Source organism: Phenylobacterium sp. LjRoot97, assembly GCF_964254345.1.
GTDB lineage: Bacteria > Pseudomonadota > Alphaproteobacteria > Caulobacterales > Caulobacteraceae > Phenylobacterium.
On record NZ_CAXUTH020000001.1, the window covers coordinates 2,599,904 to 2,613,660 of the forward strand.

Here is a 13,757-nt window from a genome sequence, read left to right on the forward strand (position 1 = left end):
ACGATCGTTGCTAGATAGCCACGCATGTCGATCAAACCAGTTCATATCGTCGGCGGGGGCCTGGCCGGTTCCGAAGCCGCTTGGCAAGTCGCCCAGGCCGGAGTTCCGGTCGTCCTGCATGAGATGCGCCCGGTCCGGAAGACCGACGCGCACCAGACCGACGGCCTGGCCGAACTGGTCTGCTCCAACTCGTTCCGGGCCGATGACTGGACGGGCAACGCGGTCGGGCTGCTGCACGCCGAGATGCGCAAGCTGGATTCGATCATCATGGGCTGCGGCGACGCCAACCAGGTGCCGGCGGGCGGCGCCCTGGCCGTCGACCGCGACGGCTTCTCGCAGGCGGTCACGGCGCGACTGGAAGCCCACCCGCTGGTCACCATCGAACGCGAAGAGATCGCCGGCCTGCCGCCGGCCGAGTGGGACAATGTCATCGTCGCCACCGGCCCGCTCACCTCGCCGGCGCTGTCCGAGGCGATCCTGCAGCTGACCGGCGAAGGCGAGCTGGCGTTCTTCGATGCCATCGCCCCGATCGTGAACTTCGACTCGATCGACATGGACGTCTGCTGGCGTCAGTCGCGCTACGACAAGGCCGGCCCAGCCGGCGACACCGCCGCCTACATCAACTGCCCGATGGACAAGGCCCAGTACGAGGCCTTCATCGACGCCCTGCTGGCTGGTCCGAAGTCCGAGTTCAAGGACTGGGAGAACGTCCCCTATTTCGACGGCTGCCTGCCGATCGAGGTGATGGCCGAGCGCGGCCGCGAAACCCTGCGTCACGGGCCGATGAAGCCCGTCGGCCTGACCAACGCCCACAATCCGGACGTGAAGGCCTACGCCGTCGTTCAGCTGCGCCAGGACAATGCGCTCGGCACGCTGTGGAACATGGTCGGCTTCCAGACCAAGCTGAAGCACGGAGCGCAGACCGAGATCTTCCGGACCATTCCTGGCCTGGAGAAGGCGGTGTTCGCGCGGCTTGGCGGCCTGCACCGCAACACCTTCCTGAACAGCCCCAAGCTGCTCGACGGTCAACTGCGGATGAAGACCCAGCCGCGGCTGCGCTTCGCCGGTCAGGTGACGGGGGTCGAGGGCTATGTCGAGAGCGCCGCCGTCGGCCTGCTGGCCGGCCGCTTCGCCGCCGCCGAGCGCCTGGGCGCTCCGATCGAGGCCCCGCCCGCCACCACGGCGCTGGGGGCGCTGATCGGCCATATCACCGGCGGTCACATCGACGCCGGCAAGGGCTCGTTCCAGCCGATGAACATCAACTACGGCCTGCTGCCGCCGCTGGACGCCGCCGGCCCGAAGCGTCGCGACGACGGCAGCCGCATCGGCGCCAAAGAGCGCGGCCGCAACAAGAAGCTGGCGGTGGGCGAGCGCGCCCTCGCCGACCTCGACGCCTGGGTCGCCGGCGCGCCGGCTCTGGCCGCCGAGTAGGCTGCTAGAGCCGCCCCCGGGCGCTGGCCCAGAACAGGCGCAGGCGGGCCTCCAAATCGGAGGCTCGCCGCCCCTGCGCCCTGACCCGCGCTAAGGTCGCGTGGGCCACGGCCGGGAACGCGGCCACCGACATCCCCTGCCCGGCGGCGAGCGCCTCGGTCAGCGCCGCGTGGGCGGCCTCCCCCTCCATGCCCGCGGTGCCCATCAGCATGCCGATCGCCCAGGCCTCACCCGCCCGTTCCGCCCGGGCGAAATCGGCTTGAGGATCGAGGATCCGCGCGACGGCGCGAGCCGCGCCGCCAGCCGAGCCGCGCGCCCATTCCAGGGCGTCGGCGAGATTCATCGGCGCAGGGTCCAGTTCGCGATAGCGGGCGTCGATCATCGCCTCCAGCGGCTCGCGCGGCAGGGCGTGACGGTCGATGGCGGCGGCCAGCGCCTGGGCGGTGGGATGCTGGCGCACGGGCCGTCCCTCGAACACCTCGTCCAGCACCTCGCGCCACCAGGTCAGGCGGATCTCGCCCATCAACGCGTTGGACGCGACCTTCGGCGCGCGGGCGAGCTCATAGTCGAAGGCGTAGACCGCCATGGCGTCGGCGCGGGCTGCGGGGTCGGCGATGAAGCGGCTGGACAGCCAGCGCTCGGGGTCGAGGCGGCGGGCCTGGTCGTCCAGGTCGGCGGCGGGTTGGGTCTCAGGCATCTCACACAAGCAAAAGGCCCGCCGGGTGGGGCGGGCCTTCCGATCTTAGACCTGTTCGGGAATTAGCCGAAGATGGTCTGGTTCATGGTCATGGTCACCAGCATCGGCAGCGACAGCAGCGTGTTGGTGCGCGAGAACAGCATGGCCAGCTTGCCGGCCTTGGCCTTGGCGTCGGCGTCGCCGTCGACGATGCCCAGGGCGATCTTCTGGTTCGGCCAGATGAAGACCCAGACGTTGAAGAACATGATCGTCGCCAGCCACATGCCGACGCCGATGAAGGTGTGCTGCGGCACCGAGAAGCCGTCGAGCGCGCCCAGGGTGAACGCCTGGAACAGGTAGCCGCGGTTGAAGGCCAGGATCACGCCCATGATCCAGGTGGCCAGCGCCGCGTAGCGGAACCAGAACAGCGCCTCGGGCGCGATGTACTTGGAGACGGCGGGCTTCAGCTCGGCCGGGATGTCCGGCATTTTCCGGATCTGGACGAAGTTGAAGTAGTACAGCAGCCCGATCCAGAGGATGCCGAAGAAGGTGTGCATCCAGCGGAACACCGCCTGCCAGAAGATCGCGTCAGCCGAGCCGTAATGGCTCATGTAACCAACGACCATGATCACAGCGAGCAGGAAGCTCACGATCATGGTGTTGCGGAAATTGGACAGCAGTCCCTGCATGTCGATGCCCCTCTTGTTTCCAGCCCTTGGGGATCGGGTATAGGGCGCTTCGCAGCCGTCGAAAAGCCAAGCTTAGACGGCGATCAGGGCGGCCGCGAGCTTGCGGCCTTCGGCCGTCAGGATGTTGTAGAGCCGGCAGGCGGCCGGCGTGTCCATGAACTCGAGGCCCATGCCGGCCCGTTGCAGGGCCTCGCGCACCGCCCGCGGCGGCAGGGCGTTGTGGATCCCCGCCCCCAGCAGCACGAACTCCACCTCGCCTCGGCCCGCGGCGATGATCTCCGCGAAGTGGTCGGGCGACAGCTCGCCCATCGTACGGACGGGCCAGGTCCTGGCCTCGTCGCGCACGATCAGCAGGGAGCCCTCGTGGCGGCCGGTGGAGAGGCGGAAGCCGCCGTCTCCGTAGGCGTCGATCTGAGGGGCGTCCCTGGCCATGGCGCGCCTAGCGGGCGGTCATGGGCTTGAGCGGCTCGGCCGGCTCGTCGCCGCGCTTCACACCCCAGAGCAGGATGATCGGCAGGGCGACGTAGATCGACGAGTAGGTGCCGACGACGACGCCGAACACCATGGTCACGACCAGCGGCAGCAGCACCGGACCGCCGAAGAACACCGCGCCCGACAGGGCCAGAATCGCCGTGGTGCCGGTGATCAGGGTCCGCGACAGACGCTCGTTCTCGGACTTGTTGATGATGTCCGCCAACGGCGCGGTCTTGTACTTGCGCAGGTTCTCGCGAAGCCGGTCGAAGGTGATGACCTTTTCGTTCATCGAGTAGCCGATCACGGTCAGCAGCGCCGCGATCGAGGTCATCGAGAACTCGAGGTGCGTTAGCGAGAGCATGCCCAAGGTCAGCAGCACGTCGTGGAACACGCCCACCACGGCGCCGAGGCCGAACTGCAGCTGGAAGCGGAACCAGATGTAGAGCAGCATCAGGAACACCGCGACGCCCAGGGCCATGAAGCCGCTGGTCATCAGCTCGCCCGATACCTTCGGCCCCACGACCTCGACCTTCTTGAAGGTGATGCCGGGGAAGGACTTGGAAAGCTCGGTCTTGATGGCTTCGGCGCCCTCGACGGGGTCAACGCCCTCGGCGGTGCGGAAGCGCAGCATCGCGCCGTTGGGCGCGCCCAACTGCTGGACCTGAGCGTCCTCGCCGCCGACCCGCATCATCGTCTGACGCAGGGCGCCGATGTCGGCCGGGCCCACGGTCTGCACTTCGATCATCGAACCGCCGATGAAGTCGATGCCCAGGTTCAGGCCCTTGGTGAAGAACGACACGCCCGAGAGCACAATGAGGATCGCCGAGAAGATCGCCGCGTAGGGCGCCAGACGCACGAAGTTGAAGTGGAATTCGCGCGGCAGAATTCGGATCAGAGGCCACATGTTCTCAAATCCTAGACGATCGGCAGCGCCTTCGGCCGGGTGGCGCGGAACCACAGACCGATAAGCACTTGGGTGATGACGACGGCGGTGAACACCGAGGTGACGACCCCGATGAGCAGCGTCCAGGCGAAGCCCCGGATCGGGCCGGAGCCGAACTGGAACATGATCAGCGCGGAGATGGCGCTGGTGATGTTGGCGTCCATGATCGAGACCAGGGCCAGGGAATAGCCGTGCTCCAAGGCCGCGATCGGCGATCTGCCGGCGTGGGCCTCGTCGCGTATCCGTTCATAGATGAGCACGTTGGCGTCGACCGCCACGGCCAATGTCAGAATCAGACCGGCGATGCCGGGGAATGTCAGCGTCGCCTGTGTGAGCGACATGATCCCCAAGATCAGCAGCACGTTCACGATCAGCGCGATGGCCGAGAACACCCCGAACAGCCCGTAGGCCAGGATGATGAAGACGATGATCGCGACGCCGCCGATGACGAGCGAGATGATGCCCGCCTTCACGGCGTCGGCCCCGAGTTCGGCGCCGACCGTCGACTGCTGTTCCACCTTCAGCGGCGCCGGCAGGGCGCCGGCGCGCAGCAGGATCGCCAGATCGTTGGCGGTCTGCGGGGTGAAGTTGCCGCTGATCTGACCATTGCCGCCGGTGATGGCGCTCTGAATGACCGGGGCGGAGATCACCTTGCCGTCGAGAACGATGGCGAAGCGCTTGCCGAGGTTCTGGGTAGTGGCGTCGGCGAAGCGGCGCGCACCCTGGCCGTTGAAGCGGAACGACACGACCGGCTGGCCCGACTGCTGGTCGAACTGCTGCTGGGCGTCAGTGAGCATCTCACCCGTGACCAGCGCGCGCTTCTTCAGGACGTAAGCCTGCGTAGAACCGTCGTCGCTCGGGTAGAGGGCCGAACCGGGCGGCACGCGGCCGGCGGCCATGTCTTCCGGCGTCACGGTCTCGTCGACCATCTGGAAGGTCAGCTTGGCGGTCTGGCCGATCACGTCGCGCAGGCGCTGCGGGTCGCTTTCACCCGGAGCCTGGACCACGATGCGGTTCACGCCCTGACGGACGATGGTCGGTTCCTTGGTGCCCAGTTCGTCGATCCGGCGGCGCAGGATCTCGATCGACTGATCGACCGCGCGGCCGGCCTCGGCGTTCATCGCGTCCTGCGACAGCGACAGCACGATGCGCCCGCCGCCGGCCGAGGAAACCGAGATGCCGCTGCCGCCCGGCGCCGCGGCCGTAGCCGCCGCGACCGTGCTGCGCAGCTTGTTGACCGCGGTGTTGGCCTGGGCCGGATCATTGATCAGCACGCTGACCTGATCATTAACCAGCCGCAGCTCGGCGAACTGGATGTTGGCCTCGCGCAGCTGGGTGCGCACGTCTTCCAGCAGGTTGGAGAGCTTCTCCTGCTTGAGCGCCGCAGTGTCCACTTCGAGCAGGAGGTGCGAGCCCCCCTGCAAGTCCAGGCCGAGATTGAGCGTCTGCTTGGGCATGAAGCCCGGCAGGCTGTCGCGCACATTGGCGGGCAGCATGTTCGGCAGGGTGAACACCACGCCGAAGATCGCCGCGAATACGACGGCGATCACCTTCCAGCGCGAAAGATTGATCATGTGTGCGTCGCGCCCTTAGGCCTTGGAGTCGTTGGCCGGCGCCGGTTCCCCGCGGACGCGGACCTCGGCGATCATGCCCTTCACCACCTTGATGGTGACGCCTTGGGCGATTTCGAGGCCGATCTCCTTGTCCTCGACGCGCACGACCTTGCCGATCACGCCCGAGTTCAGCACGACGGTGTCGTTGCGCTTCAGGTTGGTGATCATCTGCTGGTGCTGCTTCATCCGGCGCTGCTGCGGACGGATCATCAGGAAGTAGAAGAGAACGACCAGGCCAACCAGCGGCAGGAACTGGATCAACATGGCCTCCGTACCGCCGGTAGCGGCGCCGGCGGCGGTCTGGGCGAAGGCGGGAGTGGCGAACATGGCGCTCCGAAGCTCAATAGTCGGGCGCGTCTCGGCCCGGTTTTTCAGGTCGGCGGAAGCTATGCGCTGCGTCTTCGTTTTGCAATGGAAGCGCCGTGCGGCTAAGCACCTTCGCTATGGAAGACGCGTTGAAACCTGTTCTCGTCCGCATCGCCGAAGCCCTTGAACGACTGGCGCCGCCGGCCAAAGTAGCCCCCTCGTTCGAAGGGGCGCGATTGTTCCGCCACGATCCCGTGACTGGGGCCTTCCATCCCGCGCCCGACTATCCGCTGCCGCTCGAATCCCTGCTTGGCATCGAGCGCCAGAAGGACCGGTTCCTCGAAAACCTGCAGCGCTTCGCCAAGGGCCTGCCCAGCAACCACGTCCTGCTCTGGGGCGTGCGCGGCACCGGCAAGAGCTCGATCTCCAAGGCCGCGTTCATGCAGATCTCGCAGAACGCGCCGGACCTGAAGCTGGTCGAGGTCGATCGCGACCAGGTGACCGAACTGCCGTCGCTGTTCGACGAGTTGCGCGGTCGCTCCGAGCGCTTCGTGGTGCTGTGCGACGACCTTTCGTTCGAGGAAGGCGCCGCGGCCGCGAAGGCCCTGAAGTCGGCGCTGGAAGGCGGCGTCTCCGGTCCGCCGAGCAACGTGCTGTTCGTGGCGACCTCGAACCGCCGCCACCTGATGCCGCGCACCAACACCGAGGACCGCGGCCTCGTCGCCTCGGCCGAGGACGCCGAAGAAGAAGTCAGCGTGTCGGACCGCTTCGGCCTGTGGATCGGATTCCCGCCGATGGACCAGGCCACCTACCTGGCGGCGGTCAACGCCTATGCGCAGCGCTACGAGCTGACCGACCCGAACCTCGACCGCCGCGCCCTGCAGTGGGCCCAGTTGCGCGGTTCGCGCTCCGGCCGCGTCGCCTACCAGTTCATCCGCGATCTGGCCGGCGAACAGGGCAAGCACCTGCCGCTCTGACCATGGCTTGACGGGCTTCTCCCCACCGGGAGAAGCCGCCCTACCCTACTTCGGCAGCACCAGCTTGGGATCGATCGGCCGCGCGCGCTCCTGCGGCGTCGGGGCGTAGCGCACCTCGAAGTGCAGCTGCGGCTCGGAGACGCCGCCGGTCGAGCCGACCTGGCCGACCTGCTGCCCCTGCACGACCTTCTGCTGCATCTTCACATCGACGCGCGCCAGGTGACCGTAGGCCGTGACCCAGCCGTCCGCGTGCTTGATCAGCACCAGGTTGCCAAAGCCCGGCACCTGGTCGCCGGCGTAGACGACGTCGCCGGCCGCGGAAGCCCGAACCGTCTCGCCCTGCGATGAGCGGATGTTGATGCCGTCGTTGCGCTGGCCGGTGCCCTTGGGGCCGTAGTCCGAAACCAGATCGCCGCGCACCGGCCAGACGAAGCGGCCGCGTCCGAAGCTGGAAATCTGAGCGTCGGTCGGCGTGCCGCTGGTCGGGGCCGGCGTGCTCGGCGTGGGAGCCGGGGTCGCAGGCTTCGGCGGCGGCGGCGGCGCGGGACGAACCGGCGTCGGATAGGCGGGCGCAGGCGTGGTCGCTGGCGGCGGCGTGTAGGGCGGCGGCGTCGTGGTCGCAGGCGGCGTGTAAGGCGCAGGTGCGACAGGCGGCGGCGTGTACGGCGGCGGCGCTGGCGCCGGCGTCGGGCGCGGCGCAGCGACTTCCTCGCGGATTGCTCCGCGGTCGCGGTAGCCGGCCGGCAAGATCACCTGGCGGCCAGCCTTGATCGACGCCCCGACCCGCAGGCCGTTGGCGTCGGCCAGGGCCTTCTGGGTGACGCCGAAGCGACGGGCGATCAGGGCCATGGTGTCGCCCTGCCCGGCCACGTAGGCCTTGGCCTTGGTCGCCGGGCCCTTGAGCACCTGACCCGGCTGCAGCGCGTAAGGCGCCTTCAGCTTGTTGTCGTCGGCCAGATCTTTGCGGGTGGTGTCGAGGCTGCGGGCGATGGCGTCGAGGTTGTCGCCTTTCTTGACCGTGTAGGTCTTCGGCTTGCCCTCGGTGTCGACCACCTTGCCGGTGACGCGCATGCGCACGGTGGTCGCCGGCTGGTCGACGACAGGCGGCGGCGCAGGTTGGGTGGTGCGCGGCGGCGTGTAAGGGGGCGTATACGGCGGCGTCGCCGCGGGCGGCGGCTCGTAGCTGCTGCTGGAGGCCACCGGAACCTGGGTGCGGACGACCGTCGGTCCCCTGTCCTTGTAGCCGTCCGGCAGGATCAGGCGCTGGCCCGGCGACAGCGGGGCGTCGACGTCGCGTTCGTTGGCCTCGGCGATCGCCGCCGCGGTGACGCTGAACCGGCGGGCGATGGCGAACAGGGTGTCGCCCGATTCCACCACATAGGCCTTGCTGTTGGCCGTGCGCGGGCCCTTCAGCACCTGGCCGGGACGCAGCGCGTACGGCGCCTTGAGATTGTTGTCCTCGGCCAGCTGTTTGCGGTCGGTGCCCAGCGTGCGGGCGATGGCGTCGAGGTTGTCGCCCTTCTTGACGGTGTAGTCCTTGGCTGGTCCGGCGGTGTCGACCACGCGGCCCGCGACCGTCGTGCGGGTGACGGTCTGCATGGCCGGAGGCGCGGGCGGCAGGGCCGGAGTGGTCGTCGGCGGCGGCAACGGGCGCGCCGGCTGGATGCTGGGCAATGGCGTGGTCGAGACCGGCGGCGTCGGCCGCGCCTCAGGCAGCGGCTCGGACGGACGCACGACCGGCGGCGTCACTGGCGGCGGCTGGCTGGGCGCCGGATTGGGCCGGGTCGGGAAGTTCGGACGTACGGGCTCAGCCGTGGTGCAGGCGGTCAGCGCCGTGCCGGCCAGGAGGAACAAAACCGTACGCGAAAGAGAAAGCGTCATCGCCGCTCCGGAGAACATTGGATCGGAATCAGTCGAGGCGTCAGGGTTAATGATGGGTTACGGCCGACGCCCAGGCCACCCAATTAGTCGTACCTCACGGCTCCTTGGCGACGCCGTCGAGCAAAGGAACGAAGCGGACGTCGGTCATGTGTTCGGCCCGGAAGCCGCCCGCCCCGTCGCCGAGATAGCGGATCAGCCTCTGAACCGGGCCCTTGCCGACGGGTGCGACCAGGATGCCCGAGGGTTTCAGTTGTGAAAGCAGGGCCTTGGGCTCATCCGGCGCCGCCGCTGTGACCAAAATGCGGTCAAAAGGCGCCTGCTCTGGCCAGCCCAACCCGCCGTCGCCGAAGCGGGTGATGATGTTGGTCAGGCCCAGTTGCTTGAAGCGGGCCTCGGCCTCGCCCAGCAGCGTGCGGTAGCGCTCGACCGTGTACACCAGCCGCGAGATCTTCGAGAGGATGGTGGTCTGGTAGCCGGAGCCCGTGCCGATCTCCAGCACGCGCGAGCGCGGCTCGACCTGCAGCGCCTGGCTCATCAGGCCGACGATGAAAGGCTGGCTGATCGTCTGACCGCAGGCGATCGGCAGGGCCGAATCCTCGAAAGCCCTTTCCTTGAAAAGGTCCGGGGTGAACAGCTCGCGCGGGGTCGACTCGAGCGCCGCCAGCACGGCCGGGTCGCTGACGCCCTGGGCGCGCAGCGACAGCACCAGTCGTGCGAGTTGGACGTCCCGCCCCTCTTCGCCGTTGTCGTCTTGCTTGCCCATATCCGCCTCAGGCCTTCGGCGGCGCGCCCCCGAGCACGCCCTTCAGGCGAAAGACGGTTTCGGCGTGAGTCAGGTCGATATGCAAGGGGGTGACGGAAATCTTACCGTCGTAAATGGCCCGCAGATCGGTCCCGTCGGCCGGCTGCGACATTTCGTGGCGGAAGCCCATCCAGTAATAGTCGCGGTTGCGCAGGTCGGTGCGCTTCTCGGCGTGGCGCACGGCCACATTGCGGAACGTCTGGCGGGTGACCTCGACCTCGGTGATCTCGTCCGGGTCCCGCGAGGGGAAGTTGACGTTCATCACCACGTCCTTGGGCCAGCCGATCTCGACCAGCCGCTTGACGATGCCAGGGCCGAAGCGCTCGGCCGGGGCGAACATGTCCTGGCCGTCGACCAGCGGCCAGCCGGTCTGGGACAGGGCGATCGAGGGGATGCCCATGGCCATGCCCTCAATGGCGCCGGCGACGGTGCCCGAGAGGGTCACGTCTTCGGCCAGATTGGCCCCGCGATTGACCCCCGACAGCACCAGGTCGGGCTTCAGCCCGCCCATGAGCTCGGTCACCGCCAGCATGACGCAGTCGGTCGGGGTTCCGGTGGTGGCGAAGCGGCGATCGTCGAGCTTACGCACCCGCACCGGGTCGGACAGGGTCAGGGCGCGGCTGGCGCCGGACTGCTCGTACTCCGGCGCGCAGATCCAGACGTCGTCAGTCAGCGCGCGGGCGATGTTCTCCAGGGCGACGAGGCCTTCAGCGTGGATGCCGTCGTCGTTGGTCAGGAGGATTCTCATTCGCCACCGATATGCGTCAGGCCGGGAAGATAGCGGTGCAGCGCCTGCGGAATGGCGATGCGGCCCTTCTCGTCCTGATAGTTCTCCATGACAGCCACAAGCGTCCGGCCGACGGCCAGGCCCGAGCCGTTCAGGCTGTGCACGAAGCGCGTGCCCTTCTCGCCGGCCTTCTTGGTCCGCGCGTTCATGCGCCGGGCCTGGAAGTCGCCGCAGTTCGAGCAGGAGCTGATCTCGCGGTAGCGGCCTTCCGACGGGATCCAGACCTCCAGGTCGTAGGTCTTGCGGGCGCCGAAGCCCATGTCGCCCGTGCAGAGCAGCATGGTGCGGAACGGCAGTTCCAGCGCCTTGAGGACGGCTTCGGCGCAGCCGACCATCCGCTCGTGCTCTTCCTGAGACTTGTCCGGGGCGGTGATCGAGACGAGCTCGACCTTGTAGAACTGGTGCTGGCGGATCATGCCGCGGGTGTCGCGGCCCGAAGCCCCCGCCTCAGAGCGGAAGCACGGCGTCAGCGCGGTCATGCGCAGCGGCAGCTCTTCCTCGGCGACGATCTGGTCCATGACCATGCTGGTCAGCGGCACTTCGGCGGTCGGGATCAGCCAGCGGCCGTCAGTGGTCCTGAACAGGTCGTCGCCGAACTTCGGCAGCTTGTCGGTGCCGTAGGCGGCCGCGTCGTTGACCAGCAACGGCGGCGAGACTTCGGTGTAGCCGTGCTCCTGGGTCTGCAGGTCGAGCATGAACTGGCCGATGGCCCGCTCAAGCCGCGCGATCTGGCCCTTCAGCACCACGAACCGCGCGCCGCTCATGCGTGCTGCGGCTTCGAAGTCGATGAGACCCAGGCCGTCGCCGAGGTCGACGTGATCCTTGGGATTGGAGATGGCGAAGGGCTCGCCCCAGCGGCGGACCTCGACGTTCTCGTGTTCGTCGGCGCCGACGGGCACGTCGGGCAGCGGAATGTTCGGCAGCGCGGCCAGCAGGTCCTGCAGCTCGGTCGAGACGGCCCGCTCGACCTCGGCCTGTTCGGCCAGCACGCCCTTGACCTGCTCGACCTCGGCCATCAGCCGCTCGGCCTCGGCTTCGTCCTTCTTGGCCTTGGCCTGGCCGATCAACTTGGAAGCCTCGTTGCGGCGGCTCTGGGCGGTCTCCAGGGCGAGTTTGGCGGCGCGCAGCTTGGCGTCCAGCTCGACGGCTTGAGCGGCGGCGCCCGATCGTCCCTTCGCCGCCCACGCCTTCTCGTAAAGCTCGGGGGTTTCGCGAATGGCTCGGATGTCGTGCATGGGATCGCCGCAGGTGGGAGTAAGCGGACTTCTCTAGAGCGCGTTGGTTAGCGGGCCAACCCCTCGCGCCCTCAGACCACCGCCACGTCCGTGCCCGCTTCGTCCTCTTCGCGCTTGCGGCGGATCTCGATCAGCTTCACGCACCAGATCGAGATCTCGTAGAGCAGGATGATCGGCACCGCGAGCATGGTCTGGCTGATCGGATCGGGCGGCGTGACGATGGCCGCGACCACGAACACCCCGACGATGGCGTAGCGGCGGCCAGACGACAGCGCCTTGGACGAGATCAGGCCGGCCATGCCCAGCAGCGTCAGCACCACCGGCAGCTGGAAGCAGAGGCCGAAGGCCAGCAGCAGCGTCGTCACCAGGCTCAGGTAATCGGAGACCTTGGGCAGCAGCTCGACCGTGACCCCCGCGTCGCCGACGATCTGCTGGGACAGCGAGAACCACAGCACGAACGGCAGGATCACGTAGTAGACGAGCGCCGCGCCCATCAGGAACAGGGTCGGCGAGGCCAGCAGGAACGGCAGGAACGCCTTGCGCTCGCGCTTGTAGAGACCCGGCGCGACGAAGCCGTAGACCTGCCAGGCCAGCACCGGGAAGGTCAGCACCACCGCGCCGAACCCGGCCAGCTTCAGCTTGGTGAAGAAGAATTCGAGCGGCGCGGTGAACACCAGCTTCAGCTTCTCGGCCCCGGCGACCTCGGGCACCTCGCGCGCGCCGATCAGGGCCAGGAACAGGTCCTTGGTCCCAGAGAGGAACTTGGCGATGTCGAAGCCGGCGGCCTGCTGCGCGTGAGCCGCCTGCTCGGCCGCCAGCAACTGGGCGGCGATGGCGAACGGATGCAGCAGGAACATGTAGATCTGTTTGGAGAACCCGAAGCAGATCGCGAACCCGATGGCCATGGCCAGCACGCAGACGATCAGGCGCGAGCGCAGCTCGACCAGGTGATCGAGAAGCGGGGCGCGCGAGGCCTCGATCTCGGATTCGTCTTGATCGTAGGAATTGCTCACGCCTTGGCTCCCGCCTTGGGCTTTGCGGCGGACTTCGGCTTGGCCTTGGCGGCCTTGGGCGTAGACGCCTTGGACGCAGACGCCTTGGTCGCAGGCTTAGCGGCGGCTGGCGCCTTGGGCTTTGCGGCGCGAGCCTTCGGCTTGGCCTCTTCGACGATGGGCGCAGGCTCGGGCGTGGGCTCGGGCGTGGGCTCGGGGGCCGGCGGGTCGTAGGCTTGGGCGACCGACGGCGGGAACTGGACGCCGCTGCCCTGCAGGCTGTCGCCGATCTCCTTGAAGACCTGGTCGACCTGGGCCTTGGACGCATCGGCCGCGGCCGTGTCGGCCAGCTGGCCGCGGCGCATGGCTTCGACTTCCTTGCGCAGCTCGTCCAGTTCGGACTGGCGCGCCATCTCGTCGAAGCTGGCGCGGAACTCGTTGGCCATACCGCGGATCTTGGCCGTGAACTGGCCGAGCTTGCGCAGCATTACAGGCAGGTCCTTGGGGCCCACGACGATCAGAGCGACCGCCGCGATGACCAGGAGTTCAAGCCCGCCGATCTCGGGAAGCATTCGTGAGGCAGCCTAGACGTAAGAGCCCGCGCCGGTCGGAACCGGCGCGGGCGAAATGTTGGACGGGACGGGCGCGGTTAGCCGCGCGCTTCGTCCTTCTCGCGCTCGGTGTTCGGCAGCGGCTTGCTTTCCGCTGAGGACGGCTCGTCCTTCAGGCCGTCACGGAACGCGCGAATGCCCTTGGCGGCGTCGCCCATGATGCCCGAAAGCTTGCCGCGGCCGCCGAACAGCAGCGCCACGACCACCAGAACGATCAGCCAGTGCCAAATCGAAAATGAGCCCATCAGGCCAAACTCCTTAACGTCGGCGGCCACCCGCGGCCGCGCGCCCGCCCCCTGTTGAGAACGGAATATAGTCGGTCACGCTGCAAGACGCCAAC

15 protein-coding genes are annotated in these 13,757 nt (G+C 67.9%); 2 read left to right on the plus strand and 13 right to left on the minus strand.

All coding sequences use genetic code 11. From position 1 onward, the window contains the following. The first annotated feature begins 24 nt into the window (after positions 1–24). Positions 25–1,431 (plus strand): methylenetetrahydrofolate--tRNA-(uracil(54)-C(5))-methyltransferase (FADH(2)-oxidizing) TrmFO, encoded by a 1,407-nt coding sequence (gene trmFO, locus ACSQ2H_RS12920; protein ID WP_436061793.1) that lies wholly within the window; start codon positions 25–27, stop codon positions 1,429–1,431. Between the two features lie 4 nt (positions 1,432–1,435). Here the strand turns inward: trmFO and ACSQ2H_RS12925 are convergent, their stop codons facing one another. The 6 genes from ACSQ2H_RS12925 to yajC all read right to left on the minus strand — a co-directional run bounded on the left by ACSQ2H_RS12925 (position 1,436) and on the right by yajC (position 6,153). Then, positions 1,436–2,128, minus strand: coding sequence for a squalene/phytoene synthase family protein (locus tag ACSQ2H_RS12925; protein ID WP_436061794.1), 693 nt, complete (start codon positions 2,126–2,128; stop codon positions 1,436–1,438). Between the two features lie 62 nt (positions 2,129–2,190). Further along, entirely contained in the window at positions 2,191–2,796 is a 606-nt protein-coding gene (locus ACSQ2H_RS12930; RefSeq protein ID WP_436061795.1) for a urate hydroxylase PuuD, read from the minus strand. 72 nt (positions 2,797–2,868) lie between these two features. Continuing rightward, the gene (locus tag ACSQ2H_RS12935; RefSeq protein WP_436061796.1) at positions 2,869–3,228 is read right to left on the minus strand and encodes an Mth938-like domain-containing protein; all 360 of its coding nucleotides are present in this window, start codon (positions 3,226–3,228) and stop codon (positions 2,869–2,871) included. A gap of 7 nt (positions 3,229–3,235) precedes the next feature. Then, positions 3,236–4,174: a protein translocase subunit SecF gene (gene secF / locus ACSQ2H_RS12940; protein ID WP_436061797.1), complete on the minus strand. Its 939-nt coding sequence runs from the start codon at positions 4,172–4,174 to the stop codon at positions 3,236–3,238. An 11-nt stretch (positions 4,175–4,185) separates the two neighbouring features. Next, complete coding sequence (gene secD, locus ACSQ2H_RS12945; RefSeq protein WP_436061798.1) at positions 4,186–5,787, minus strand: protein translocase subunit SecD; 1,602 nt, start codon at positions 5,785–5,787, stop codon at positions 4,186–4,188. Positions 5,788–5,802: 15 nt separating this feature from the next. Beyond that, positions 5,803–6,153, minus strand: coding sequence for a preprotein translocase subunit YajC (gene yajC / locus ACSQ2H_RS12950; RefSeq protein ID WP_436061799.1), 351 nt, complete (start codon positions 6,151–6,153; stop codon positions 5,803–5,805). A gap of 116 nt (positions 6,154–6,269) precedes the next feature. On the opposite strand from yajC, the gene ACSQ2H_RS12955 reads away from it, so the two are divergent. Beyond that, on the plus strand, positions 6,270–7,109 hold the full coding sequence (locus ACSQ2H_RS12955; RefSeq protein WP_436063573.1) for an ATP-binding protein: 840 nt from the start codon (positions 6,270–6,272) through the stop codon (positions 7,107–7,109). A gap of 45 nt (positions 7,110–7,154) precedes the next feature. Here ACSQ2H_RS12955 and ACSQ2H_RS12960 read toward each other — a convergent pair whose 3' ends face one another. The 7 genes from ACSQ2H_RS12960 to ACSQ2H_RS12990 all read right to left on the minus strand — a co-directional run bounded on the left by ACSQ2H_RS12960 (position 7,155) and on the right by ACSQ2H_RS12990 (position 13,662). Continuing rightward, on the minus strand, positions 7,155–8,990 hold the full coding sequence (locus ACSQ2H_RS12960; protein WP_436061800.1) for a LysM peptidoglycan-binding domain-containing protein: 1,836 nt from the start codon (positions 8,988–8,990) through the stop codon (positions 7,155–7,157). Positions 8,991–9,084: 94 nt separating this feature from the next. After that, a complete protein-coding gene (locus ACSQ2H_RS12965) occupies positions 9,085–9,753 on the minus strand; it encodes a protein-L-isoaspartate(D-aspartate) O-methyltransferase (protein WP_293400729.1) in 669 nt (222 codons plus the stop codon). Positions 9,754–9,760: 7 nt separating this feature from the next. Next, positions 9,761–10,540 (minus strand): 5'/3'-nucleotidase SurE, encoded by a 780-nt coding sequence (surE, locus tag ACSQ2H_RS12970; protein WP_436061801.1) that lies wholly within the window; start codon positions 10,538–10,540, stop codon positions 9,761–9,763. Further along, positions 10,537–11,814 carry a serine--tRNA ligase gene (gene serS, locus ACSQ2H_RS12975; RefSeq protein WP_436061802.1) on the minus strand — a complete coding sequence of 426 codons (1,278 nt, stop codon included), beginning with the start codon at positions 11,812–11,814 and terminating at the stop codon, positions 10,537–10,539. Before serS ends, surE begins: the two co-directional genes overlap by 4 nt. Before the next feature lie 71 nt (positions 11,815–11,885). Then, complete coding sequence (gene tatC / locus ACSQ2H_RS12980; protein ID WP_436061803.1) at positions 11,886–12,827, minus strand: twin-arginine translocase subunit TatC; 942 nt, start codon at positions 12,825–12,827, stop codon at positions 11,886–11,888. Beyond that, positions 12,824–13,378: a Sec-independent protein translocase protein TatB gene (gene tatB / locus ACSQ2H_RS12985; RefSeq protein WP_436061804.1), complete on the minus strand. Its 555-nt coding sequence runs from the start codon at positions 13,376–13,378 to the stop codon at positions 12,824–12,826. The genes tatC and tatB overlap by 4 nt, the downstream gene beginning before the upstream one ends. A gap of 77 nt (positions 13,379–13,455) precedes the next feature. Beyond that, a complete protein-coding gene (locus ACSQ2H_RS12990; RefSeq protein ID WP_436061805.1) occupies positions 13,456–13,662 on the minus strand; it encodes a twin-arginine translocase TatA/TatE family subunit in 207 nt (68 codons plus the stop codon). Between the last annotated feature and the right edge of the window lie 95 nt (positions 13,663–13,757).